The sequence below is a fragment of the Enterobacter sp. PL1 genome, assembly GCF_945957325.1.
Lineage (GTDB): Bacteria > Pseudomonadota > Gammaproteobacteria > Enterobacterales > Enterobacteriaceae > Enterobacter > Enterobacter roggenkampii.
Genome location: NZ_CAMFKT010000010.1, coordinates 94,552 through 119,883, shown reverse-complemented (window position 1 = coordinate 119,883; position 25,332 = coordinate 94,552). Strand labels below are relative to the sequence as shown.

General features: G+C 54.1%; 24 protein-coding genes. 11 read left to right on the top strand and 13 right to left on the bottom strand.

What is annotated here, in order from left to right; genetic code table 11:
• Nucleotides 1-6: 6 nt before the first annotated feature.
• Together ispA and xseB are read right to left on the bottom strand one after the other, a co-directional pair.
• Nucleotides 7-906: a (2E,6E)-farnesyl diphosphate synthase gene (gene ispA, locus N6P30_RS11495; protein WP_008503332.1), complete on the bottom strand. Its 900-nt coding sequence runs from the start codon at nucleotides 904-906 to the stop codon at nucleotides 7-9.
• A complete protein-coding gene (xseB, locus tag N6P30_RS11490) occupies nucleotides 907-1,149 on the bottom strand; it encodes an exodeoxyribonuclease VII small subunit (RefSeq protein WP_008503331.1) in 243 nt (80 codons plus the stop codon). It abuts the gene before it with no gap.
• Between the two features lie 191 nt (nucleotides 1,150-1,340).
• Here xseB and thiI point away from each other — a divergent pair, with 191 nt between their 5' ends.
• Complete coding sequence (gene thiI / locus N6P30_RS11485) at nucleotides 1,341-2,789, top strand: tRNA uracil 4-sulfurtransferase ThiI (protein WP_023293166.1); 1,449 nt, start codon at nucleotides 1,341-1,343, stop codon at nucleotides 2,787-2,789.
• Nucleotides 2,790-2,883: 94 nt separating this feature from the next.
• Here thiI and yajL read toward each other — a convergent pair whose 3' ends face one another.
• Both yajL and panE read right to left on the bottom strand, forming a co-directional pair.
• The gene (yajL, locus tag N6P30_RS11480; protein ID WP_008503329.1) at nucleotides 2,884-3,477 is read right to left on the bottom strand and encodes a protein deglycase YajL; all 594 of its coding nucleotides are present in this window, start codon (nucleotides 3,475-3,477) and stop codon (nucleotides 2,884-2,886) included.
• Nucleotides 3,440-4,351 carry a 2-dehydropantoate 2-reductase gene (panE, locus tag N6P30_RS11475; RefSeq protein WP_008503328.1) on the bottom strand — a complete coding sequence of 304 codons (912 nt, stop codon included), beginning with the start codon at nucleotides 4,349-4,351 and terminating at the stop codon, nucleotides 3,440-3,442. Before panE ends, yajL begins: the two co-directional genes overlap by 38 nt.
• A 121-nt stretch (nucleotides 4,352-4,472) precedes the next feature.
• On the opposite strand from panE, the gene N6P30_RS11470 reads away from it, so the two are divergent.
• The gene (locus N6P30_RS11470) at nucleotides 4,473-4,964 is read left to right on the top strand and encodes a YajQ family cyclic di-GMP-binding protein (RefSeq protein ID WP_023293165.1); all 492 of its coding nucleotides are present in this window, start codon (nucleotides 4,473-4,475) and stop codon (nucleotides 4,962-4,964) included.
• A 31-nt stretch (nucleotides 4,965-4,995) separates the two neighbouring features.
• Here the strand turns inward: N6P30_RS11470 and N6P30_RS11465 are convergent, their stop codons facing one another.
• The 8 genes from N6P30_RS11465 to N6P30_RS11430 all read right to left on the bottom strand — a co-directional run bounded on the left by N6P30_RS11465 (nucleotide 4,996) and on the right by N6P30_RS11430 (nucleotide 13,871).
• Nucleotides 4,996-6,357, bottom strand: coding sequence for an MFS transporter (locus N6P30_RS11465; RefSeq protein WP_023293164.1), 1,362 nt, complete (start codon nucleotides 6,355-6,357; stop codon nucleotides 4,996-4,998).
• A 149-nt stretch (nucleotides 6,358-6,506) separates the two neighbouring features.
• On the bottom strand, nucleotides 6,507-7,394 hold the full coding sequence (cyoE, locus tag N6P30_RS11460; RefSeq protein ID WP_008503325.1) for a heme o synthase: 888 nt from the start codon (nucleotides 7,392-7,394) through the stop codon (nucleotides 6,507-6,509).
• An 11-nt stretch (nucleotides 7,395-7,405) separates the two neighbouring features.
• Entirely contained in the window at nucleotides 7,406-7,732 is a 327-nt protein-coding gene (locus tag N6P30_RS11455; RefSeq protein WP_006176899.1) for a cytochrome o ubiquinol oxidase subunit IV, read from the bottom strand.
• On the bottom strand, nucleotides 7,732-8,346 hold the full coding sequence (locus N6P30_RS11450) for a cytochrome o ubiquinol oxidase subunit III (protein ID WP_008503324.1): 615 nt from the start codon (nucleotides 8,344-8,346) through the stop codon (nucleotides 7,732-7,734). Before N6P30_RS11450 ends, N6P30_RS11455 begins: the two co-directional genes overlap by 1 nt.
• Nucleotides 8,336-10,327, bottom strand: a complete 1,992-nt coding sequence (gene cyoB, locus N6P30_RS11445; RefSeq protein WP_008503323.1) for a cytochrome o ubiquinol oxidase subunit I — start codon at nucleotides 10,325-10,327, stop codon at nucleotides 8,336-8,338. Before cyoB ends, N6P30_RS11450 begins: the two co-directional genes overlap by 11 nt.
• 16 nt (nucleotides 10,328-10,343) lie before the next feature.
• A complete protein-coding gene (gene cyoA, locus N6P30_RS11440; RefSeq protein WP_008503322.1) occupies nucleotides 10,344-11,291 on the bottom strand; it encodes a cytochrome o ubiquinol oxidase subunit II in 948 nt (315 codons plus the stop codon).
• A gap of 479 nt (nucleotides 11,292-11,770) precedes the next feature.
• Nucleotides 11,771-13,246 (bottom strand): muropeptide MFS transporter AmpG, encoded by a 1,476-nt coding sequence (ampG, locus tag N6P30_RS11435; protein WP_023293163.1) that lies wholly within the window; start codon nucleotides 13,244-13,246, stop codon nucleotides 11,771-11,773.
• A 46-nt stretch (nucleotides 13,247-13,292) separates the two neighbouring features.
• Nucleotides 13,293-13,871, bottom strand: coding sequence for a lipoprotein (locus N6P30_RS11430; RefSeq protein WP_023310568.1), 579 nt, complete (start codon nucleotides 13,869-13,871; stop codon nucleotides 13,293-13,295).
• A gap of 305 nt (nucleotides 13,872-14,176) precedes the next feature.
• Here N6P30_RS11430 and bolA point away from each other — a divergent pair, with 305 nt between their 5' ends.
• The 9 genes from bolA to N6P30_RS11385 all read left to right on the top strand — a co-directional run bounded on the left by bolA (nucleotide 14,177) and on the right by N6P30_RS11385 (nucleotide 24,539).
• Complete coding sequence (bolA, locus tag N6P30_RS11425; RefSeq protein ID WP_021241655.1) at nucleotides 14,177-14,494, top strand: transcriptional regulator BolA; 318 nt, start codon at nucleotides 14,177-14,179, stop codon at nucleotides 14,492-14,494.
• Nucleotides 14,495-14,824: 330 nt separating this feature from the next.
• The gene (tig, locus tag N6P30_RS11420) at nucleotides 14,825-16,123 is read left to right on the top strand and encodes a trigger factor (protein WP_008503318.1); all 1,299 of its coding nucleotides are present in this window, start codon (nucleotides 14,825-14,827) and stop codon (nucleotides 16,121-16,123) included.
• A gap of 260 nt (nucleotides 16,124-16,383) precedes the next feature.
• A complete protein-coding gene (clpP, locus tag N6P30_RS11415; protein WP_008503317.1) occupies nucleotides 16,384-17,007 on the top strand; it encodes an ATP-dependent Clp endopeptidase proteolytic subunit ClpP in 624 nt (207 codons plus the stop codon).
• Nucleotides 17,008-17,133: 126 nt separating this feature from the next.
• Nucleotides 17,134-18,408 (top strand): ATP-dependent protease ATP-binding subunit ClpX, encoded by a 1,275-nt coding sequence (gene clpX / locus N6P30_RS11410; RefSeq protein WP_008503316.1) that lies wholly within the window; start codon nucleotides 17,134-17,136, stop codon nucleotides 18,406-18,408.
• Between the two features lie 182 nt (nucleotides 18,409-18,590).
• Complete coding sequence (gene lon / locus N6P30_RS11405; protein WP_008503315.1) at nucleotides 18,591-20,945, top strand: endopeptidase La; 2,355 nt, start codon at nucleotides 18,591-18,593, stop codon at nucleotides 20,943-20,945.
• Nucleotides 20,946-21,155: 210 nt separating this feature from the next.
• Complete coding sequence (gene hupB / locus N6P30_RS11400) at nucleotides 21,156-21,428, top strand: nucleoid-associated protein HU-beta (protein WP_002444653.1); 273 nt, start codon at nucleotides 21,156-21,158, stop codon at nucleotides 21,426-21,428.
• Nucleotides 21,429-21,640: 212 nt separating this feature from the next.
• Nucleotides 21,641-23,512, top strand: a complete 1,872-nt coding sequence (ppiD, locus tag N6P30_RS11395; protein ID WP_023293162.1) for a peptidylprolyl isomerase — start codon at nucleotides 21,641-21,643, stop codon at nucleotides 23,510-23,512.
• A gap of 148 nt (nucleotides 23,513-23,660) precedes the next feature.
• On the top strand, nucleotides 23,661-24,041 hold the full coding sequence (locus tag N6P30_RS11390) for a helix-hairpin-helix domain-containing protein (protein ID WP_023293161.1): 381 nt from the start codon (nucleotides 23,661-23,663) through the stop codon (nucleotides 24,039-24,041).
• 99 nt (nucleotides 24,042-24,140) lie between these two features.
• A complete protein-coding gene (locus N6P30_RS11385) occupies nucleotides 24,141-24,539 on the top strand; it encodes a YbgC/FadM family acyl-CoA thioesterase (protein WP_021241651.1) in 399 nt (132 codons plus the stop codon).
• A gap of 61 nt (nucleotides 24,540-24,600) precedes the next feature.
• Here N6P30_RS11385 and queC read toward each other — a convergent pair whose 3' ends face one another.
• A complete protein-coding gene (gene queC, locus N6P30_RS11380) occupies nucleotides 24,601-25,296 on the bottom strand; it encodes a 7-cyano-7-deazaguanine synthase QueC (protein ID WP_008503311.1) in 696 nt (231 codons plus the stop codon).
• Between the last annotated feature and the right edge of the window lie 36 nt (nucleotides 25,297-25,332).

Here is a 25,332-nt window from a genome sequence, read left to right as displayed (position 1 = left end):
TATAGTTTATTTATCACGCTGGATTATATAGTCCGCTAGCGCTTCCAGTGCCGAGGTATCCAGCGATTGCGCAGCCAGTTCATTCAGTGACTGGCGGGCATCGTCAATCAGATCCCGGGCTTTACGTTGGGCTTGCTCAAGACCCAGCAGGGCGGGGTAGGTACTTTTGCCAAGCTGCTGGTCCGCACCCTGACGTTTACCCAATGTTGCAGTATCGCCCACCACATCCAGAATGTCATCCTGAACCTGGAATGCCAGACCGATACTTTCTGCGTATCTGTCCAGAATCGGCAGGGCTTTGCGCCCTTGCTCACCCGCGCTCAGCGCGCCCAGGCGAACGGCGGAACGAATCAATGCCCCGGTTTTATGGCGATGAATACGCTCCAGCTGTTCCAGATTAACCTGACGTCCTTCCGCTTCAAGATCCAGCGCCTGACCGCCGCACATGCCGGCCACGCCGCTGGCCATGGCCAGTTCGGAAATCATTGCCAGACGGTCACGGTCAGCCACTTCGGCCATTGGCGCGTCGCTCAGAATCGAGAACGCCAGCGTCTGCAGGGCATCACCCGCCAGAATGGCATTCGCCTCGCCAAACTTGATGTGGCAGGTGGGTTGACCCCGACGCAAATCGTCGTCGTCCATCGCCGGGAGATCGTCGTGGATCAGCGAGTAGGCATGGATGCACTCAACGGCGGCTGCCGGTGCGTCCAGCGTGTTATCGCTGATGCCAAACATGTTGCCGGTGGCGTACACCAGGAACGGGCGCAGGCGCTTTCCACCCAAGAGTGCGCCATAGTGCATGGCTTCAACCAGAGGAGTGTTCTGAAAAGGCTGTGGCGCAATAAATCGGCGCAGGGCGTCGTTGGCACGCACGACGCGCGCCTGAAGCTCGTTGGCAAAATCCATTTACTCGGCGTCCGGTGTGAAAGGCGTGGTTTTCGCGTCTTCGCTGTCGGAAAGCAGGATCTGCACGCGCTGCTCGGCCTGCTGCAGTTTGACCTGCCCCTGGCGCGCCAGCTGCACGCCGCGCTCGAATTCGTTGAGCGCCTCTTCCAGCGGGAGATCGCCGCTCTCAAGACGGGTAACGATTTGCTCCAGTTCACTCAGCGCAGTTTCGAAACTGGCCGGTGCGTCGTTCTTCTTCGGCATAGTGAATTGACTCTTATATTCTCAGCCCCGACATGGTAACGGACTCAGGGCAATTATCAAATAACGCGCAATGTGCACAGGAGCGGCGCGATGGTGGTATACTTGCGCGCCTGGATGCAGCCACGGGTGTGGGCTGCTGTACTCTTTTCCATTACAAGCCTTAATACGCTTGCCTAAGAAACATTGCCGCCATGAAGTTTATCATTAAATTGTTCCCTGAAATCACCATCAAAAGCCAATCTGTGCGTTTGCGCTTTATTAAAATTCTCACCGGGAACATTCGTAACGTTTTAAAGCACTACGACGAAACCCTCGCCGTGGTGCGCCACTGGGACCACGTTGAGGTCCGTGCAAAAGACGAAAACAAACGTCAGGATATTCGCAACGCGCTGACCCGTATTCCAGGTATCCACCATATCCTGGAAGTGGAAGATGTCCCGTTTAGCGATATGCACGACATCTTCGAGAAAGCGCTGGTCCAGTACCGCGACCAGATCGAAGGCAAAACCTTCTGCGTGCGCGTGAAGCGTCGCGGTAAGCATGAATTCAGCTCCATTGAAGTGGAACGTTACGTTGGCGGCGGTTTGAACCAGCACGTTGAGACGGCGCGCGTGCGTCTGACCAACCCGGACGTGACCGTTAATCTGGAGATCGAAAACGATCGCCTGCTGTTGGTGAAAGGCCGTTATGAAGGTATCGGCGGCTTCCCGATCGGGACTCAGGAAGATGTTCTGTCCCTGATCTCCGGCGGCTTCGACTCCGGCGTCTCCAGCTATATGCTGATGCGCCGCGGCTGCCGCGTACACTACTGCTTCTTCAACCTGGGCGGCGCGGCGCACGAAATCGGCGTTCGTCAGGTGGCGCATTACCTGTGGAACCGCTTCGGCAGCTCTCACCGCGTGCGTTTCGTGGCAATCAATTTCGAACCGGTGGTCGGCGAAATCCTTGAGAAAGTGGACGACGGCCAGATGGGCGTTGTCCTCAAGCGTATGATGGTGCGTGCGGCATCCAAAGTGGCTGAACGCTACGGCGTGCAGGCGCTGGTCACCGGTGAAGCGCTGGGGCAGGTCTCCAGCCAGACGCTGACCAACCTGCGCCTGATCGACAACGTGTCTGATACCCTGATCCTGCGTCCGCTGATCTCCCATGATAAAGAGCACATCATCGATCTGGCGCGCGAAATCGGTACCGAAGATTTTGCCCGCACCATGCCGGAATACTGTGGCGTGATCTCAAAAAGCCCGACCGTCAAAGCGGTGAAGGCGAAGATCGAAGCGGAAGAAGAGAACTTCGATTTCAGCATTCTGGATAAAGTGGTGGAAGAAGCGTCCAACATTGATATCCGCGAGATCGCCCAGCAGACCGAGCAGGAAGTGGTAGAAGTGGAGACCGTGAGCGGTTTCGGCGCGAACGACGCGATTCTGGATATCCGCTCCATTGACGAGCAGGATGACAAGCCGCTGCAGGTTGACGGCGTCGAAGTGGTTTCTCTGCCGTTCTACAAGCTGAGCACAAAGTTTGGCGACCTCGACCAGAGCAAAACGTACCTGCTGTGGTGTGAGCGCGGGGTGATGAGTCGCCTGCAGGCGCTGTATCTGCGCGAGCAGGGCTTTGCCAATGTGAAGGTGTATCGTCCGTAGTTTCTCGCCCGGTGGCGCTTCGCTTACCGGGCCTACGGTACCGTGCATTTGTAGGCCGGGTAAGGCGTAGCCGCCACCCGGCTTTTTTTATGCACTACTCTTCATAGTAATTATAAATCCCCGCCGGCATCACCAGCGATGACGCCACTTCGTACGCCTTCTCGCGCCCGACCAGCAGGTCGATAATCTTTAAGCCAAAATCAATCGCGGTGCCCGGGCCCTGGCTGGTCAGCAGGTTGACGCGGGGATCCCAGACGACGCGCTTGTCCACCCATTGATCTTCCGGAATGGTGTCTTTCAGCCCCGGGAAGCCGGTCATGTTGCCAATGGGGAAGATATCGTGTGGAACCAAAACCGTTCCGGCGGCGGCACAAATGGCGGCGACGATGCGGCCGGATAAATGGAACTGACGCACGGTCTCAACCAGCAGCGGGCTGTCACGAAAACATTCCGCGCCCTTCAGCCCGCCGGGCAGCACGATGATGTCGTAATCTCCGTCAGCCACCTGTACCAACGGTGCATCTGCAAGGATTTTCACCCCGCGTGAACAGGTGATTGCCAGATTACCGTCGCTGGCGACGCTGGCGGTGGTGACCTTAATGCCGCCGCGCACCATCAGATCAATGGTGGTGACCGCTTCCATCTCTTCGCTACCAGGGGCGAGGCAGATCAGTGCCGACGCGCTCATATTCACTCTCCTTACGTTTAACCAGGTCATACAGACGGGCGTTTTCCGGCACCGCGATGCCGTGCGCGCGGGCGCGTTTTAGCAGATAGCCGGTGATGTAGTCGATCTCCGTGTGGCGTAATGCCCGAACATCCTGCAGCATCGAGGAGATGTTCTCAGCTGTACTCTCAATAACCTGCTCGACATAACAGCGTAAATCGTCTGCCGAGGTATGTAGCCCTTCCCGCTCAACGACCGCCGCGACTTCTGCACAGAGGGACGCCACCTCCTGCGGATGGTTTTTCAGTTCACCGTTCGGGCAGTTCCACAGCGCCGTCAGCGGGTTGATCACACAGTTAACGGCCAGCTTGCGCCAGAGTTGAGGGCGAATGTGGTTATGCCAGGCCACGTCCGGGAGCACCTTCTGCAGCACATCGGCAAGATAGCTGTAGTCCCCATCCTGCGTTCTGGCAGGCCCGATGTGCGTCACGCCGCTGGCGACATGCACGATGATGTTGCCGTCGCGGCGCGCAGCGTGGGTGGTCGTGGCCATCAGCAGGGGCTGCGGAACGCTTTTCAGCTCATCCAGGGTCCCCATGCCGTTATGCAGCAGCAGTATGGGCGAAGTGGGGGGGAGCTGCGCGGCCAGCGTTTTTACCGCGTCTGAGACCTGCCAGGCTTTAAGCGTCACCAGTAAAAGGTCGCTTTGCGCCAGGAAATCAGGATCGTTCGCGGTGAGGGATTCGTTAAAGATGCTTCCGTCTTCACCAATCAGGTTTACACTGCAATAAGGCTGGGGCACGCGCAGCCAGCCCTGAACCTCATGTCCGTGCTTGCACAGTGCAGTCAGCCACAGCTGACCAAGCGCTCCGCATCCGAGCACCGTAATTTTCATTGTTCCTCCTCACCTGCAACTGCGCCAGGTGTTACAGCTTAATTATACAGCTAAGCTTCTGTTGAGTTATGCCTCGTAGCGGGTATTATGCAACGCAACAAAAGTGAAGGGAGAAGAAAAGATGCCATCTTTCGATATTGTTTCCGAAGTTGATATCCAGGAAGTTCGCAACGGCGTTGAGAACGCAACCCGCGAAGTTGAGTCACGTTTCGATTTTCGTGGCGTTGAGGCGTCGTTTGAGCTGAACGATGCAAATAAGACCATTAAGGTGCTGAGCGAGTCTGATTTCCAGGTGAATCAGCTGCTCGACATTCTGCGCGCCAAGCTGTTGAAGCGCGGCATCGAAGGGACGTCCCTGGACGTGCCGGACGAGTTTGTGCACAGCGGTAAGAACTGGTTTGTTGAAGCGAAGCTGAAGCAGGGCATCGAGAGCGCGGTGCAGAAGAAGATCGTTAAGCTCATCAAAGACAGCAAGCTGAAGGTGCAGGCGCAGATCCAGGGCGAAGAAATTCGCGTGACCGGTAAATCCCGCGATGACCTGCAGTCCGTGATGGCGCTGGTGCGCGGCGGCGACCTGGGGCAACCGTTCCAGTTTAAAAACTTCCGCGATTAATATAAAAAGCCCGGTTTACCCGGGCTTTTTTTCACGCTTTCAGCGCCTGCTCGACCTCAAAGCGATTGGTCACCTTGCTGTCAATTTTGACATAAGCGCTGCGCTCTTCGGGAACAATCAGCACCTCCGTGACCCCTTCTTTTGCTTCCAGATGCTGTTTCAGCGCGTCGCTAATCTCCACATCATCCGGGATTTCTACGCGCAGGCTGCTCACGTAGCGCGGCTCTTTCATGGTGCCGGCAACCAGCAGCCAGACTGTTGCCAGCAGCGCGCCCGCGAGAAACACGGTTTGTGAATCAAACAGGCCGTCGACCCAGCCGCCAAGCGAGCCGCCGATCGCCACACCGAGGAACTGGCTGGTGGAGTAAATGCCCATCGCCGTGCCTTTGTAACCGGCGGGGGACTCTTTGCTGATCAGCGACGGCAGCAGGGCTTCCATCAGGTTAAACGCCAGGAAGAACAGCTGTACCCCGGCGATCAGCTCCCAGAAGTGCGGGCCGGCGCCCCAGAGCACGATCTCGGCAATCAGCAGGAGCGCCACGCAGCCCACGAAGACGCGCTTCATTTTGCGCTTCACTTCGGCGTAGATGATGAACGGCACGACGGAGACAAACGAAATCAACATCGTGACCAGATAGATTTTCCAGTGCTCAGCCGCCGGGAAACCCGCTGCGGCAAGCTGGCCGGGAAGGGCGACAAAGGTCGACATCAGCAGGATGTGCAGGCACATAATGCCAAAATTCAGCTTAAGCAGGCGCGGCTCGACAATCACTTTGCTGAAGCAGCCTTTAACCATCCCCGACTCACGGTTGAGGACGTGGTTTTTGCTGTCCGGCACCACCCACAGGGTTAAGGCAATGCCGAGGGTCGCCAGCACGGCAATCATCCAGAACAGGGCGTGCAGGCCGAGCGCATGGGTGATTATCGGACCCAGCACCATCGCAATCGCAAACGTCACGCCAAAGCTGACGCCGATAAAGGCCATGGCTTTGGTGCGGTTCTGCTCGCGGGTTAAGTCTGACAGCAGCGCCATCACCGCGGCGGCAATCGCGCCGGAGCCCTGCAGGGCGCGGCCAAGAATAATCCCCCAGATGGAGTGGGAAAGGGCGGCAATGACGCTTCCGAGCACAAAGACCAGCAGCCCGCCGACAATCAGCGGTTTGCGGCCCACCCGGTCAGAGAGCAGGCCAAACGGGATCTGGAACACCGCCTGCGCCAGACCATAAATGCCAATGGCGAGGCCAATCAGCGCCTCGCTGGCCCCCTGCAGCGCCATACCGTACGTGGTCAGAACAGGCAGGACCATAAACATGCCAAGCATCCGTAGCGAGAAGACAGTCCCTAAGCCCCAGGTCGCGCGCAGCTCGCCTGGCGTCATTTTATAATCGTTCATTACCACCTCAGTTCAAAAGCAGGCCATAGTGTAGTGCGGGGAAGGGGCGGGGTAAATAAAGGGTTATTTAACAAATATTACATGCGTTATTAATGGATTTTATGAATAAAAAAGGGTGCCGAAGCACCCCTTTATTTACCTGTTGTGGCTTACCAGACGTAAGTCAGCAGGTTATGTGAATCTGGCACCATGAAATCCACGGACATCATCACGGACAGCGAGGTGATGGCCACAATCGAGAACACAAACAGCTTGCGCGCCCAGACTTTGTCATCTTCCACTTTGTAACCGCGCAGCGCCATGCCGAGCCACCAGACGCTCACCGCAGCCGCTACCGCCAGATATTTATATCCGGCGTAACCACCCAGAGAGAGCATCAGCGTTGCCACGGCAAAGGCGATGATGTACAGCGTGATGTGGTTCTTGGCAACGGAGATGCCCTTCACGACCGGCAGAACCGGGATGTTCGCTGCCTGATAATCCTTAAAGCGGAAAATCGCGATGGCATAGGAGTGCGGCATCTGCCACAGGCTAAAGATAGCCAGCAGGATCAGCGCACCGCTGTCGAACTCGTTCGTAACCGCGCAGTAGCCAATCACCGGCGGCGCAGCGCCGGAGAGAGAACCAATCAGCGTGCCGTAGACGGAGTGACGTTTCATATACAGGCTATAGATGCCCACATACACCACGAACCCCATCACCCCCAGCCAGCAGGCCAGCGGGTTAGCACCAAACCACAGCAGCATAAAGCCAGCAATACCCAGCAAGGTGGCGTACACCAGCGAGACGGAAGGGGCGATCAGGCCTTTCACCAGCACCCGATTTTTGGTCCTTTCCATCTTCTTGTCGATATCCATGTCGATGTAGTTGTTAAATACACAACCGGACGCAACAACCAGTGACACACCGACCAGCGTGTAGATAAAGAGGGCGTAATCAATGCTGCCCTTAGAGGCCAGCAGGAACCCTCCGATCACGGAGATCAGGTTGCCAAAGATGATGCCTGGTTTCGTTACTTGCAGGTATTGCTTAAACATACTCGCCGCTCTTAGTGAACCATCATGTTGTAGTTGAGGTTCCACATAATCCAGATGGAACCGACTACCAGGATAGCGATGATAATCACGGTAAAGATAAAGGCGGTCATGTTCCAGCCTTCATCGGACTTGGTGTTCATGTGCAGGAAGCAAACCAGATGCACCAGAATCTGAATCACCGCGGTCACCAGGATTGCACCCAGGATAACCGGCTTAGACGCAGAACCGCTCATCACCATCCAGAACGGGATCACCGTCAGGATGATCGACAGGATGAAACCTGTCATGTAGGTTTTTACGCTGCCGTGGGAAGCGCCATGATCGTTAGAATGACTCATTACATCGCCCCCATCAGATAGACAACAGAGAACACACAGATCCACACCACGTCCAGGAAGTGCCAGAACAGGCTCAGGCACAGGATACGGGTACGGTTAGTACTGGTCAGGCCGCGACGGGAGATCTGGAACATCAGTACTGCCATCCAGATCAGACCGGAGGTCACGTGCAGACCGTGGGTGCCAACCAGCGCGAAGAACGCGGACAGGAAGCCACTGCGATCCGGGCCGAAGCCTTCCATGATCAGGTGATGGAATTCATAGATTTCCATCCCGATAAATCCAGCACCAAACAACCAGGTCAACGCCAGCCAGGAGACAACCTGGCTCTTGTTGTTTTTGTACATGGCGATAGCCGCCATGCCGTAGGTGATGGAGCTGAATAACAGCAGTGCGGTTTCAACCAGAACGAACGGCAGTTCAAAGATGTCCTTGCCGGTCGGGCCGCCCGCTGTGCCGTTCACCAGAACGGCATAGGTCGCGAACAGACAGCAGAACAGAATGCAGTCGCTCATCAGGTAGATCCAGAAACCGAAGACTTTGGTCGGTCCTGTATCGTGGTGCGCATGTTCATGCGCGTGGGCAGTTGAGTGCGCCAGAGTATCAGTTGCCATTTTTCAGCCCCGCTTTAGAAATCTCGTCGAAATGCTGATTTTCCAGCTTTTCAACTTCACGGACTGGTACGTAGTAGTCCACGTCCTCGTCAAAGCTCTTCACAATCCAGCTGATTACGATGCCAGCAAAGCCAACAATCGCCATCCACCAGATGTGCCAGATCATTGCGAAACCAAATACCGTTGCGAAGGCGGCAATGACAATGCCCGCACCGCTGTTTTTCGGCATATGGATCTCTTCGTAATGAGCAGGTTGCTTGTACGCTTCACCTTTTTCTTTCATTTCCCAGAATGCGTCACGTTCATGAACCTGAGGCACGATGGCAAAGTTATAGAAAGGCGGTGGAGAAGAGGTCGCCCACTCCAGCGTACGGCCACCCCATGGGTCACCGGTCAGGTCACGGTTCTGGTCGCGGTCGCGAATAGACACGTAGAACTGAATCAGCTGAGACGCGATACCACAGGCAATCAGCACGGCACCGCCCGCTGCAACCATCAGCATTGGGTGGAACTGCGGATCAATCTGCTGGCTCAGACGACGGGTCATACCCATGAAGCCCAGCACGTACAGCGGCATAAAGGCGACGAAGAAGCCGATGATCCAGAACCAGAACGCGCGTTTACCCCATTTTTCGTTCAGCGTGAAGCCGAACGCTTTTGGCCACCAGTAGGTTACGCCAGCGAAGCAGCCGAAGACCACGCCACCGATGATAACGTTATGGAAGTGCGCAATCAGGAACAGGCTGTTGTGCAGAACGAAGTCAGCACCCGGTACCGCCAGCAGTACGCCGGTCATCCCACCTACGGAGAAGGTCACGATGAAGCCGATGGTCCACAGCATTGCTGAGTGGAACACGATACGGCCCTGATACATGGTGAACAGCCAGTTGAAGATCTTCACCCCGGTCGGGATGGCGATAATCATGGTGGTAATACCGAAGAAGGCGTTTACGTTCGCGCCCGCACCCATGGTGAAGAAGTGGTGCAGCCAAACGATGAACGACAGAACGGTAATACACACGGTTGCCCACACCAGAGAGGTGTAACCAAACAGACGTTTACGCGAGAAGGTTGCCGCGATTTCGGAGAACACACCGAATACAGGCAGAACCAGGATGTAAACTTCCGGGTGACCCCATGCCCAAATCAGGTTGATGTACATCATCATGTTGCCACCCATATCGTTCGTGAAGAAATGGGTGCCCAGGTAGCGGTCCAGGGTCAGCAGCGCGATGGTAACAGTCAGAATTGGGAAGGACGCAATAATCAGGATGTTGGCGCACAGAGATGCCCAGGTAAATACCGGCATCTTGAACATGGTCATGCCAGGGGCACGCATCTTGATAATGGTCACGAAGAAGTTGATACCGGTCAGGGTCGTACCGACACCGGAGAGCTGAAGCGCCCAAATCCAGTAGTCGACGCCAACGCCCGGGCTGTACTCAATTCCTGACAGCGGTGGGTAAGCCAGCCAGCCGGTCTGCGCGAATTCGCCCACACCCAGTGACAGGTTAACCAGAATAACGCCGACAACGGTGAACCAGAAGCTCAGGTTGTTCAGGAACGGGAACGCAACGTCGCGCGCGCCGATTTGCAGCGGAACGACCACGTTCATCAGACCGATAACCAGCGGCATCGCCACGAAGAAGATCATGATAACGCCGTGGGCGGTAAAGATCTGATCGTAGTGGTGCGGTGGCAGGAAGCCGGCTTCACCCGCAGACGCGAGCGCCTGCTGGCTACGCATCATGATCGCATCCGCAAAGCCACGAATTAACATGACGATACCGACGATGCAGTACATGATACCGAGTTTTTTGTGGTCAACCGAAGTCAGCCACTCATTCCACAGGTAGCTCCACTTACCGAAGTAAGTGATCAGGCCAACTAAGGCCGCGCCACCGATGATAATTGCAGCCACCGTAACCATGATAATCGGTTCATGGTAGGGCACTGCATCCAGTGTCAATTTTCCGAACATTTTCTTCCTCGGCCCCTTAGTGAGCGGTTTCCGCGTGGCTCATGTCCATGCCTTCCATACCTTCGTGCGCGCTGTGCTCGCCTTCTGGCTGGGTCATGTCCATGCTCTTGCCGTGATCCATAAATTTGCCAATAACGTCTTTGAACAAATCAGGCTTCACGTTAGAGAAGTACTCCACCTTGTTGTATTCGCTGGGTGCAGCCACTTTTTCGAACGCCGCCATGTCAGACATGGTGTTTGGAGACTGTTTCGCTTTTTCAACCCACTGGTCGAAAGCGGCACGGTCTGGCGTTGCAATAGCTTTGAACTTCATACCTGAGAAGCCCGGGCCGCTATAGCTGGCGGAGATACCATCGTAGGTGCCTGCTTCATTCGCGATCAGATGCAGGTTAGTCTGCATACCGGCCATCGCGTAAATCTGGCTACCCAGACGCGGGATGAAGAAGGAGTTCATTACGGAGTTGGAGGTCACTTTGAACTGAACCGGAGTGTTCGCCGGGAAGGCGATTTCATTCACGGTGGCAATGCCCTGCTCTGGATAGATGAAGAACCATTTCCAGTCCATGGAGACCACTTCAATGGTAATCGGTTTTTCATCGTGAACCAGCGGCTTGCTTGGCTCAAGTGCGTGAGTGGTTTTCCAGGTCAGTACGGCAAGGAACAGGATGATCAGGATAGGTACCGTCCAGACCACAGCTTCCACTTTGTTGGAGTGTGACCAGTTCGGGCTATACTTCGCATCTTTATTGCTCGCACGATACTTCCAGGCGAAACCAACAGCCATCAAAATGGCTGGAATAACCACAATCAACATCAGGCCAAAAGCCGTCAATATCAGTGAACGTTGTTCCAGTCCAATCTGTCCTTTGGGGTCTAGTAGTGCAGAATCACAGCCACTGAGTAATACAGTGCCTGCGAATAATGACAACCATCCCAAACTTTTATTGTATTTCCTGAGTCTCATTTAACGACCTCAATTCCACGGGAGTCTGGTGGCGTTTAAAGTGTGCGGGCATTTTACGGGAAGGTTACATTACTGTAAACATCATTAGGCCTGTGTCAGGAAGGTGTTACCGGGTTCTGCCGCACGTGTCACAAGTGTTGCAAATTATGTCGGTTTTTATGACCGAAGCCGCATGAGATGGGCTTTATAACGAAAGGACCCCCAAGCATACCCTAAAAGGGACAATTGGTATAACCATTGTTAAAAATAAACAAAAAATTAACAATTAATTATCAATAAAAAGACATCTAAAAAACGAAAAATCAAACTATCGCATGCTGAATCGTTTAATGAAAAATAGCGTTTTGGAACCAGAGCCAATAATTTCCAAATCCTATCCCGCACAAAACAACAAATATTTTTTTTAGTCGATGGTGGCTATTTCACCGTTATAATTTCGGTTGGTGATTACAACGGGAAATAACCTTTCGCATTTTTCTTCAGGTCAGCTGCGTTTTACGCAACGCCATGAAATCGAGCAGACCGCCCGTCAGGATCCCAACGATGGCCAGCAGGGCTCCGGCGTCCAGCAGAAGGGCCTCAAACGGGAGCGCCAGTGGTGTGCTGGCATTAATAATGAGCACGATAAGCCAGAGTGCCAGCGCAACGCAGCCCATCATTAACAGACGTAACGCAAAACGGTAGGCGCGGTGATATTCCGTTCGTGGCATAAAGTGTTCGGTCCGCTGGGTATATTCCAGCGTCTGGCGACAGACCAGCAACAATAAAATCCCCGGCACGGCAGCCACGACGGAGAAAAGATAAAACGTTGGCCAACCGTGGGCTTCCACAAACCAGCCGGCAATCGGACCTACGTAAACGCGGCCAACGGCAGAGAGCGCCGAGAGCAGCGCGAACTGCGTGGCGGAAAATGATTTGTTGCACAGGGTCATCAGCAGGGCGACAAAGGCTGCTGTCCCCATACCGCCGCAGAGATTTTCGAAGAACACCGCAGCGGCCATGCTGATCATATGTTTGTCAGTAATCGACAGCAGCCAGTAGCCCGAGTTAGAGGCGCCCTGAAGAATGCCGAAGATCAGCAGTGCGCGGAACAGCGTCAGGCGCTGCATCAGCACGCCACCGTAAAGTGCCCCGACAATGGTCGCAAACAGCCCCAGCGTTTTATTCACTACCCCCACTTCACCAGCGTCAAAACCGACACCGCGGATCAGGAAGGTGGTGGTCAGGCTCATGGCAAAGGCGTCGCCAAGCTTATAAAGGACGATCAGCAGCAGGATCAGCCAGGCGTTGTTGCGGCCAAAGAAGTCGCGCAGCGGTTCCGCCACGGCCTGCTCCAGCGAGCGGGGAACCGGAATAACGTCGCTCGGTTCGGGGGCAAAGAGCGTGGCGATAATGCAGGGGATAAGCAGGGCGGCCATCAGCCAGTACATGCCCTGCCAGCCGAGGTAACGGTCGGCCAGCCACAGCGCCAGCCCGCCAGAGACCAGCATCCCGAGGCGATAGCCCAGCACGCTGATGGCCGCACCGGCACCGCGTTCTTCCGCAGGTAACACGTCCGTCTTCCAGGCGTCGAACACGATATCCTGAGAGGCGGAACAGAAGGCAATCACCACCGCAAGCGCGGCCATCCAGCGCAGCTGCGTGGTGGGCTCAAGAAACCCCATCGCCGCGATGGCCAGCAGCAGCAGGACCTGCGTCATCACCAGCCAGCCGCGGCGACGCCCGAGGAACGGCGGCGTATAGCGATCCATCACCGGCGACCACAGGAACTTGAAGACATAGGCCTGACCGACAAGCGAGAAGAAACCAATGGTTTTGAGATCGATGTTCTCGACCGTCATCCACGCCTGAAGCGTGCCGGAGGTGAGCGCGAGGGGTAAACCCGAGGCAAAGCCGAGGATCAGCAGAATCGCTGATTTCGGTTGCTGGAAAATGCGTAAGTAATGGCTGGACATGTTCTTATAAGACTGACCCGGTGTTACACCGGGTCAGTGAGCAGGATTAACGTGCGTTCTGCTTGATAAAGTCGTGGATGCTGGTGTCCTGCGCCATATCGGCGATGGTATCGGTCAGCACGCTGTTAACGGCGTTAGCAATGTTCTGGTTGGATGCCTGGAACGCACCTTCAACAGAGTAGCTCGCGCGGTAGTTTTTGGTCATCTTGTTGCCATTCTTCGCGGTGGCAATGATGGCGATATCCGCTTTGGTGGCGATGTTGTAGCGCACGTTGCCCTGTGACACGTCAGCGTACAGGTTGTTGACGATGATCTGCAGATCAACCGCACCGCTTGGGCCGATCATATAGCCGCGAGCGGTCATTTGTTTCTCCAGCACTTCCTGCAGCAGGAAGCGCAGGTCACGTGACGCGGTGAGCGTCACCTGCTGGTTATCGCGGGTCACTTTTGCCAGCGCCTGATCCTGACGCTGATCGGCACCGTTAATGCTCACGGTGACGCCCATCAGGCTTGGGTCCTGCTGAGGCAGGGTGATTTTTGGTGAGACATCAATGGTGGTAGGCGGGGTAGCACAGCCTGCCAGCATAAAAAGGGCTACCAATGGAAAGAAGAGTTTTTTTAACATTTTTAAGTTCTCACGAATCGTAAGCATAATAGAGAGAAAAATTGCCGCCATCATAACATCGCCAACGGTCAGGGGAAGTGGTCAACGCATGTAAATTCATCGTCTTGTCTGAAAACTGACCAGCTCACTCATTTTCTCCTTTCATGGATGATAAAAGGTATGAGCCTCACAGTTAACTTCATTCGTTTGAATGAGAAAATCGGACGAAAGCTAAATATTTGTTGTCAATGTGTAATGGAAACGGTAAAAGCGGCTAATATTTAAAGGGATGGGTGACATCCTGGCGTTGTCGGAGGAGTAATTTCATGATGATACGTGAGCATATAGAAGATAAATTAAGGGCAGCGTTCAACCCTGTGTTCCTCGAAGTCGTCGACGAAAGCTATCGTCATAACGTACCGGCAGGTTCTGAAAGCCACTTTAAAGTGGTTCTGGTTAGCGATCGCTTCACGGGAGAACGTTTCCTGAACCGACATCGCTTGATCTACAGCACCTTGACGGAAGAGCTCTCCACGACCGTGCATGCGCTGGCACTGCATACCTATACCATTAAGGAATGGGAAGGCTTGCAGGATACGGTTTTCGCATCGCCGCCCTGTCGCGGTGCAGGCACTATCGCCTGATAAATCGGATTTGCAACGGCTGGAGCTTTTCCAGTATGTTGCTTACAGATTTCCTCAAAACGGCCTTCGGGCCGTTTTGTTTTGTCTGAGTTTTGAGCGGATGGTGCGATTTTAAGGCTAAAAATAGCCTTAAAGTGTGAAAAAAGCCGCAGCAACATGCCCCAACCGTTCTCGACTCACCTAAGTGATGCCGCTATAATGCCGCGTCTTATTGAATGTCTTCGGGATGATTCTGGCGACAGGGAATGTGAATCTGCACTAAGAGAGCATCCCGGTATAACAGACAGATTCAGAGTTGACCGAGCACTGTGATTTTTTTGAGGTAACAAGATGCAAGTTTCAGTTGAAACCACTCAAGGCCTTGGCCGCCGTGTAACGATTACTATCGCTGCTGACAGCATCGAAACTGCTGTGAAAAGCGAGCTGGTCAACGTAGCAAAAAAAGTACGTATTGACGGCTTCCGTAAGGGCAAAGTACCAATGAATGTTGTTGCTCAGCGTTATGGCGCTTCCGTGCGTCAGGATGTGCTGGGTGAACTGATGAGCCGCAACTTTATCGATGCGATCATCAAAGAAAAAATCAATCCGGCCGGTGCGCCAAACTACGTTCCAGGCGAATACAAACTGGGCGAAGACTTCACCTACTCCGTAGAGTTTGAAGTGTATCCGGAAGTTGAGCTGAAAGGTCTGGAATCTATCGAAGTTGAAAAACCGATTGTCTCCGTGACTGACGAAGACGTTGACGGCATGCTGGACACCCTGCGTAAGCAGCAGGCGAACTGGAAAGAGAAAGAAGGCGCTGTTGACGCGGAAGACCGCGTAACCATCGACTTCACCGGTTCTGTAGACGGCGAAGAGTTCGAAGGCGGCAAAGCGTCTGACTTCGTACTGGCAATGGGCCAGGGTCGTATGATCCCAGGCTTCGAAGACGGTATCAAAGGCCACAAGGCTGGCGAAGAGTTCACCATCGACGTGACCTTCCCGGAAGAGTACCACGCTGAAAACCTGAAAGGTAAAGCAGCGAAGTTCGTCATCAACCTGAAGAAAGTGGAAGAGCGCGAACTGCCAGAACTGACTGAAGAGTTCATCAAACGTTTCGGCGTAGAAGACGGTTCTGTTGCTGGCCTGCGTACCGAAGTGCGTAAAAACATGGAGCGCGAGCTGAACGGTGCTGTGCGTAACCGCGTGAAGTCTCAGGCGATCGAAGGTCTGGTGAAAGCCAACGAAATCGACGTTCCTGCTGCACTGATCGACAGCGAAATCGACGTTCTGCGCCGTCAGGCTGCACAGCGTTTCGGTGGCAACCAGCAGCAAGCGATGGAACTGCCGCGCGAGCTGTTCGAAGAGCAGGCAAAACGCCGCGTTGTGGTTGGCCTGCTGCTGGGCGAAGTGATTCGTACCCACGAGCTGAAAGCTGACGAAGAGCGTGTGAAAGGCCTGATCGAAGAGATGGCTTCTGCATACGAAGATCCATCAGAAGTGATCGAGTTCTACGGTAAGAACAAAGAGCTGATGGACAACATGCGCAACGTTGCCCTGGAAGAGCAGGCTGTTGAAGCGGTACTGGCGAAAGCGAAAGTGACCGAAAAAGCGACCTCTTTCAACGAACTGATGAACCAGCAGGCGTAATTTCGCCCCAACGGTTTAAAGTTTGAACAGAAAACCCGTTGCCTTGCGGCAGCGGGTTTTTTTTATCGCAGCCAGAGCCCAGGAAGAGTGCTAAAACGCCCTTTCGGTGTTAGCGTAACAACAAAAGGTTGTTATGCTTGAAATAGGGCACTGTGAACCCCATAAGTACGTAATCATGATGAATGAGACTGGCTGATAATCCGTCCGTAAGGTTACAATCAGTACAGCAGGTGTTTTCAATTTTGATCCAGGAGACGGAAATGTCATACAGTGGCGAACGAGATAACTTTGCACCCCATATGGCTCTGGTGCCAATGGTTATTGAACAGACCTCACGTGGTGAGCGTTCTTTTGATATCTATTCCCGTCTGCTCAAGGAACGCGTTATCTTTCTGACCGGCCAGGTGGAAGACCACATGGCTAACCTGATCGTGGCGCAGATGCTGTTTCTGGAAGCGGAAAACCCGGAAAAAGACATTTACCTGTACATTAACTCCCCGGGTGGCGTGATTACCGCAGGGATGTCCATTTATGACACCATGCAATTCATCAAACCGGATGTCAGCACGATCTGTATGGGTCAGGCCGCATCTATGGGCGCGTTCCTGTTAACTGCAGGGGCGAAGGGTAAGCGATTCTGCTTGCCGAATTCCCGCGTGATGATTCACCAGCCGCTGGGCGGTTACCAGGGGCAGGCGACGGATATCGAAATCCACGCCCGCGAAATCCTGAAAGTAAAAGCGCGCATGAATGAACTTATGGCGCAGCATACGGGTCAACCTCTCGAGCAGATCGAGCGCGATACCGAGCGCGATCGCTTCCTCTCTGCTTCAGAGGCAGTTGAGTACGGCTTAGTCGACTCCGTGTTGACCCATCGTAATTGATGCCCGCGACGCGAGTGTGCCGCTATACTAAGGTAGGGCGGCACGCTGCTTGATGCAGCTTGCGTCTTAGAATGGCATTTGCGTCGTCATGTGCGGCACAAAGAACTTAAAAAGAGGTTTGGACTCATGACAGATAAACGCAAAGATGGTTCGGGCAAACTGCTGTACTGCTCTTTTTGCGGCAAAAGCCAGCATGAAGTGCGTAAACTGATTGCCGGGCCGTCCGTGTATATCTGCGACGAATGCGTCGATTTATGTAACGACATCATTCGCGAAGAGATTAAAGAAGTCGCACCGCACCGTGAGCGCAGCGCGCTGCCAACGCCGCATGAAATTCGTCATCACCTTGACGACTACGTCATCGGCCAGGAGCAGGCCAAGAAAGTGCTGGCGGTAGCGGTCTATAACCACTACAAACGCCTGCGTAACGGCGATACCAGCAATGGCGTGGAACTGGGTAAAAGTAACATTCTGCTCATCGGCCCAACCGGTTCCGGTAAAACGCTGCTGGCTGAAACCCTGGCGCGTCTGCTTGATGTTCCGTTCACCATGGCGGATGCCACCACCCTGACCGAAGCCGGTTACGTGGGTGAGGACGTCGAAAACATCATCCAGAAACTGCTGCAGAAGTGCGATTACGACGTACAGAAAGCCCAGCGCGGGATTGTTTACATCGATGAGATCGACAAGATCTCCCGTAAATCCGACAACCCGTCCATCACTCGTGACGTATCGGGTGAAGGCGTACAGCAGGCACTGCTGAAGCTGATCGAAGGTACGGTTGCCGCCGTTCCGCCACAGGGTGGTCGTAAACATCCGCAGCAGGAGTTCCTGCAGGTTGATACCTCCAAGATCCTGTTCATCTGTGGCGGTGCATTTGCTGGTCTGGATAAAGTCATCTCCCACCGTGTTGAAACCGGCTCCGGCATTGGTTTTGGCGCAACGGTGAAATCCACATCCGAAAAACCGAACGAAGGCGAACTCCTGGCACAGGTTGAACCAGAAGATCTGATCAAATTCGGTCTGATCCCTGAATTCATCGGTCGTCTGCCGGTTGTGGCTACGCTGAATGAGCTGAGTGAAGAGGCGCTGATCCAGATCCTGAAAGAGCCGAAAAATGCGCTGACCAAGCAGTATCAGGCGCTGTTCAATCTGGAAGGGGTTGATCTGGAATTCCGCGACGAAGCGCTGGATGCGATTGCCAAAAAAGCAATGAGCCGCAAAACCGGCGCGCGTGGCCTGCGTTCTATCGTTGAAGCGGCACTGCTCGACACCATGTACGATCTGCCGTCGATGGAAGACGTTGAGAAAGTGGTGATTGACGAGTCGGTCATCAGCGGTCAAACCAAGCCGCTGCTGATTTACGGTAAACCGGAAGCCCAGCAGGCATCTGGCGAATAATTCACCAAATCATACAAGCAGTTAATCAAAAAGGGGGGATTTTATCTCCCCTTTACTTTTTCCGTATTCATAGCGTTGAATGTGTGGGAAACATCCCCATATACTGGATACATGTTAATGGTTATGTGAAGCACAGTGACATGACCAGCTTACCTGGCGGACACTAACTAAGAGAGAGCTCTATGAATCCTGAGCGTTCTGAACGCATTGAAATCCCCGTATTGCCGTTGCGCGATGTGGTGGTTTATCCGCACATGGTCATACCCTTATTTGTAGGGCGGGAAAAATCTATCCGTTGCCTCGAAGCCGCTATGGATCATGATAAAAAAATCATGCTGGTGGCGCAGAAAGAAGCATCAACGGATGAGCCGGGTGTAAACGATCTTTTCACCGTCGGGACCGTGGCCTCTATTTTGCAGATGCTGAAGCTGCCTGACGGCACCGTGAAGGTGCTGGTAGAAGGCCTGCAGCGTGCGCGTATTACCACTCTGTCAGACGACGGCGAACACTTCTCTGCGAAGGCAGAGTACCTTGATTCGCCTGAACTTGATGAGCGCGAACAGGAAGTGCTGGTTCGCACCGCGATTAGCCAGTTTGAAGGCTATATCAAGCTGAACAAGAAAATCCCACCAGAAGTGCTGACGTCGCTGAACAGCATCGACGATCCTGCACGTCTGGCGGACACCATCGCTGCCCATATGCCGCTGAAGCTGGCTGACAAACAGTCCGTGCTGGAAATGTCCGACGTTAACGAACGTCTGGAATACCTGATGGCGATGATGGAGTCCGAAATCGATCTGCTGCAGGTTGAGAAGCGTATTCGCAACCGCGTGAAAAAGCAGATGGAGAAATCTCAGCGTGAGTACTATCTGAATGAGCAAATGAAGGCCATTCAGAAAGAGCTGGGCGAGATGGACGATGCGCCGGACGAAAACGAAGCGCTGAAGCGTAAGATCGACGCGGCGAAGATGCCGAAAGAGGCGAAAGAGAAAGCGGAAGCAGAACTGCAGAAGCTGAAAATGATGTCTCCGATGTCGGCTGAAGCGACCGTCGTACGCGGCTACATTGAGTGGATGGTGCAGGTTCCTTGGAACGCCCGCAGCAAGGTCAAAAAAGACCTGCGTCAGGCACAGGAAATCCTGGATACCGACCACTACGGCCTGGAACGTGTGAAAGACCGCATTCTTGAGTACCTTGCGGTACAGAGCCGTGTGAATAAAATTAAAGGCCCGATTCTGTGCCTGGTAGGACCGCCGGGGGTGGGTAAAACCTCTCTGGGCCAGTCCATCGCTAAAGCGACCGGACGTAAGTATATCCGTATGGCGCTGGGCGGCGTACGCGATGAAGCGGAAATCCGCGGTCACCGCCGTACCTACATCGGTTCTATGCCGGGTAAACTGATCCAGAAGATGGCGAAAGTGGGCGTTAAAAACCCGCTGTTCCTGCTCGATGAGATCGACAAAATGTCCTCGGACATGCGTGGCGATCCGGCCTCGGCGCTGCTGGAAGTGCTTGATCCAGAACAGAACGTGGCGTTCAGCGATCACTACCTGGAAGTGGACTACGACCTGAGCGACGTGATGTTCGTGGCGACGTCGAACTCCATGAACATTCCGGCGCCGCTGCTGGACCGTATGGAAGTGATCCGTCTCTCCGGCTATACCGAAGACGAGAAGCTGAACATCGCGAAACAGCACCTGCTGCCGAAACAGATTGAGCGTAACGCGCTGAAAGCCAACGAGCTGACCGTCGAGGACAGCGCGATTATTGGCATCATCCGCTACTATACCCGTGAAGCGGGCGTGCGTAGCCTTGAGCGTGAAATCTCTAAACTGTGCCGTAAGGCGGTGAAACAGCTGCTGCTGGATAAGAGCCTGAAACACATCACGATTAATGGTGATAACCTGCATGCCTATCTCGGCGTTCAGCGTTTCGACTACGGTCGTGCGGACAACGAAAACCGCGTTGGCCAGGTGACCGGTCTGGCATGGACGGAAGTGGGCGGCGATCTGCTGACCATCGAAACCGCCTGTGTACCGGGTAAAGGCAAGCTGACCTATACCGGCTCGCTGGGTGAAGTGATGCAGGAGTCCATTCAGGCGGCGCTGACCGTGGTGCGCGCGCGCGCGGAGAAACTGGGTATCAACCCGGATTTCTACGAAAAACGCGACATCCACGTACACGTACCTGAAGGGGCGACGCCGAAAGATGGTCCAAGCGCGGGTATTGCCATGTGTACCGCTCTGGTTTCTTGCCTGACAGGTAACCCGGTGCGTGCTGATGTGGCAATGACCGGTGAAATTACCCTGCGCGGTCAGGTTCTGCCAATCGGTGGCTTAAAAGAAAAACTGCTGGCGGCGCATCGTGGTGGGATCAAAACCGTATTGATCCCTTACGAAAACAAACGCGATCTGGAAGAGATTCCGGACAACGTGATTGCCGACCTGCAGATCCATCCTGTTAAGCGGATTGAGGAAGTACTTAGTCTCGCATTGCAGAATGAACCGTCCGGAATGCAGGTTGTAACCGCAAAATAGTGACCTCGCGCAAAGAGCGTCAATAAAAACAAGGCTGGTAAGTCATTTCGCACTTGCCAGCCTTTTTTTGTATAGCTAATTTAGATTGCTGATTAGGTCAGCCATCAACAACGGGTGTTGTAAGGTCATGGCAGGCCTGATATAACTGCTGCGCGGTCGCGTTGTGAAGGATTCAGGCGCGATATAAATTATAAAGAGAGGAAGAGAACAGTGAATAAATCTCAACTGATTGACAAAATTGCTGCTGGTGCTGATATTTCTAAAGCTGCAGCTGGACGTGCGTTAGATGCATTAATTGCTTCTGTTACTGAATCTCTGCAGGCTGGGGACGACGTTGCACTGGTAGGCTTCGGTACTTTTGCTGTTAAAGAGCGTGCTGCCCGTACTGGCCGCAACCCTCAGACCGGTAAAGAGATCACCATTGCTGCCGCTAAAGTGCCGGGTTTCCGTGCAGGTAAAGCGCTGAAAGACGCAGTAAACTGATTGCTTTCCCGTTTCAGGGAAGCCGGATAGTACAAGGGCGCATCTTTTGATGTGCCTTTTTTGTTTGTCCAGACCTGATTTGTGCGAGTTTATGCGAGTTGTGGGCTGACAATCGCCCCGTTTTCTTGTCACAATACGACTTTACGCGCGACGGGCAGGATTTTCCGTCAGCGTCAGGTAACCAGTCACCTACAGCGGAGTGTTGTTACACCATGATGGACAGCTTACGCACGGCTGCTAACAGTCTCGTGCTCAAGATTATTTTCGGTATCATTATCGTGTCGTTCATATTGACCGGCGTGAGCAGTTACCTTATTGGCGGTGGCGCGAACTATGCCGCAAAAGTGAATGGCCAGGAGATCAGCCGCGGCCAGTTCGAGAATGCTTTTGCCGGTGAACGTAACCGTATGCAGCAACAGCTGGGCGACCAATTCTCTGAACTGGCAGCAAACGAAGGGTATATGAAGACCCTGCGTCAGCAGACGCTGAACCGTCTTATCGACGAAGCGCTGCTGGATCAGTATGCCAAAAAACTCGGCCTTGGCATTAGCGATGAGCAGGTGAAAAAAGCCATCTTCTCCACGCAAGCCTTCCAGTCTAACGGTAAATTCGACAACGCGCGTTACAACAGCATCGTCAACCAGATGGGGATGACGGCCGATCAGTACGCGCAGGCGCTGCGTAACCAACTGACCACCCAGCAGCTCATCAATGCCGTTGTTGGCACCGATTTCATGCTCAAAGGCGAAACGGATGAACTGGCTGCGCTGGTGGCGCAGCAGCGCGTTGTACGTGAAGCGACCATTGATGTTAACGCCCTGGCGGCGAAACAGCAGGTGAGCGACGCTGACATTAACGCCTGGTACGAGCAGAACAAGAATACCTTTGTTTCTCCTGAACAGTTCCGCGTGAGCTACATCAAGCTGGATGCGGCTGCGCTGCAGGAAAGCGCGTCTGACGCGGAAATCCAGTCTTACTACGACCAGCATCAGGATCAGTTCACACAGCCGCAGCGTAACCGCTACAGCGTGATTCAGACCAAAACCGAGGCGGATGCCAAAGCGGTACTGGATGAGCTGAACAAAGGCGCTGATTTTGCGACCGTCGCGAAAGCGAAATCCACCGACATTATCTCTGCGAAAAACGGCGGCGATATGGGCTGGCTGGAAGACGCGACCACGCCGGACGAGCTGAAAAATGCGGGTCTGAAAGAGAAAGGCCAACTGTCTGGCGTCATTAAATCCTCCGTAGGTTTCCTGGTCGTGCGTCTGGATGACATCACCGCGGCGAAAACCAAGCCGCTGGCTGAGGTTCGTGACGATATCGCGGCAAAAGTGAAGCAGGAAAAAGCGCTGGATGCCTACTATGCGCTGCAGCAGAAAGTGAGTGATGCTGCCAGCAACGACAACGAATCTCTGGCGGGTGCCGAGCAGGCGGCTGGGGTGAAAGCGGTTGAGACGGGCTGGTTTGGTCGTGACAACCTGCCGGAAGAGCTGAACTTCAAACCGGTTTCTGATGCCATCTTCAACGGTGGTCTGGTTGGTGAGAACGGCACGCCGGGCAGTAACTCAGACATCATCACCGTCGATGGCGATCGTGCGTTTGTGTTGCGCGTCAGCGAGCACAAGCCAGAAGCGGTCAAACCGCTGGCGGAAGTGAAGGATCAGGTCGTCGCTCAGGTTAAGCACAACAAAGCGGAACAGCAGGCGAAACTGGATGCTGAGAAGATTCTGGCCGATCTGAAAGCGGGTAAACAGGACGCGCTGAAAGCGGCTGGCCTGAGCTTCGGTGAAGCGAAAACGCTGAGCCGTACTGGTCAGGACCCTATCAGCCAGGCCGCGTTTGGCCTGACTCTGCCGGCGAAAGACAAGCCAAGCTTCGGCATCACTACCGATATGCAGGGTAACGTCGTTCTGCTGGCGCTGGATGAAGTGAAAGCCGGCACTCTGCCAGACGCGCAGAAGAAGGCGATGGTCCAGGGGATTACCCAGAACAATGCCCAGATTGCCTTCGAAGCCATGATGAGCAACTTGCGTAAAGAGGCCAAAATTAAGCTGGGCGATATCATTACTCAGCAGCAATAATTACGTATCTGCTCGCAGATTTTCGCAACGCTCTGCAATAATTAAAGGCCGCTTTCGCGGCCTTTTCCATTTCTGCACTCTGCTGTTTGTGCCTCTTTTATCGGGCGGCTATCGTGACGTGGCTGTCTACAAACAAGGAGATAACAGCATGAAATGTGGAATCAAAGCACTGTTAATTACGCTGGCTATTGCCACCACCGGGCTGAACGCGGGCGCACTGGCAGCGACACCTGCCGCTAAACCACAGGCGGTACAGAGTAAAAACGACACCGCAGCGCCGGGGCAGGGGCAAACCAAAGCGGCTGACGTTGGTAAAAACGTGGATGATGACGGTACGCGAGTCAGCATCAATTCGGCCTCTGCGGAAGAGCTGGCCCGCGTGATGAATGGCGTCGGGCTGAAAAAAGCGCAGGCCATCGTAAGCTATCGTGAAGAGTATGGTCCTTTCAAAACGGTCGACGATCTCAAGCAGGTTCCGGGCATGGGGAGCGCGCTGGTTGAGCGCAACCTCGCACACCTGACGTTGTAATCTCACAATTACTTGCACAGCGGCAAAATTTTGCCAGGATAAAGAGGTCATACCAGTTATGACCTCTCATCCTACAATAACAGTAAAGGCTATTGCGCTATGCAGACAAAAATAAAAGTACGCGGTTTTCACCTCGACGTTTACCAGCATGTGAACAATGCCCGCTACCTGGAGTTTCTTGAGGAAGCGCGCTGGGACGGGCTGGAAAACAGCGAAAGCTTTCAGTGGATGACCGCGCACAACATCGCGTTCGTGGTCGTCAATATTAATATCAACTACCGTCGCCCTGCCGTGTTGGGCGATGTGCTCACGGTGACCAGCCAGGTGCAGCAGATCAATGGCAAAAGCGGCGTGTTAAGCCAGGTGGTGACGCTCGATCCCGAAGGGCAGGTGGTGGCTGATGCGTTGATCACCTTTGTCTGTATCGATCTGAAAACGCAGAAAGCGCTGCCGCTGGAAGGGGAATTGCGCGAAAAGCTGGAACTAATGATCGTGTAACACAGGTTCAGGCTTACCCGTGCTGTCGACACCTGTTATGCGACAGCACGGTCAGGTCACCCTATTTAAGCCCGGTTTTTTTCTGCATTGCGGCCATGACGCCGGCTTTATCGGCAAGATAGTGGTTCAGCCCGTTAGCGCGCAGATTACAGGCGGCGCACTGGCCGCAACCGTCGCCTTTAATCCCGTTGTAGCAGGTGAGGGTTTCGCTGCGAACCAGGTCCAGCTTGCCCCAGTAGTCGGCCAGCGCCCAGGTTTCGGCTTTATCCAGCCACATCAGCGGGGTTTCAAAGCGCGTCTCTTTCGCCATCCCCAGATTGACGGCGTGATTTAACGCCTTCACGAACTCATCACGACAGTCCGGGTAGCCGGAGAAGTCTGTTTCACACACGCCCGTGATCACCGCTTCGGCTTTTACCTGGTAGGCATAAATTGCCGTCAGGGTGAGGAACAGAATATTGCGGCCCGGCACGAAGGTATTCGGAATGCCGCTGGCATCGGGTTCGTAGTCCGGGACGGGAATACTGTCCCGGGTGAGGCTACTCACGGCCAGTTCATTTAACAGCGTAACGTCCAGCACCTTATGCGCGCGTGCCCCCAGTTTCAGGGCCAGTTCACGGGCAACGTCGATCTCAGCGCGATGTCGCTGACCATAATCGAAAGTGACACAGTGAACCTCATCGTACTGATGAAGAGCCTGGACCAGGCAGGTAGTAGAGTCTTGTCCTCCGCTGAACACGACGACGGCACGTTTCATAAATCATCTCGACTGTTACGGTAAAAACGTTATGTT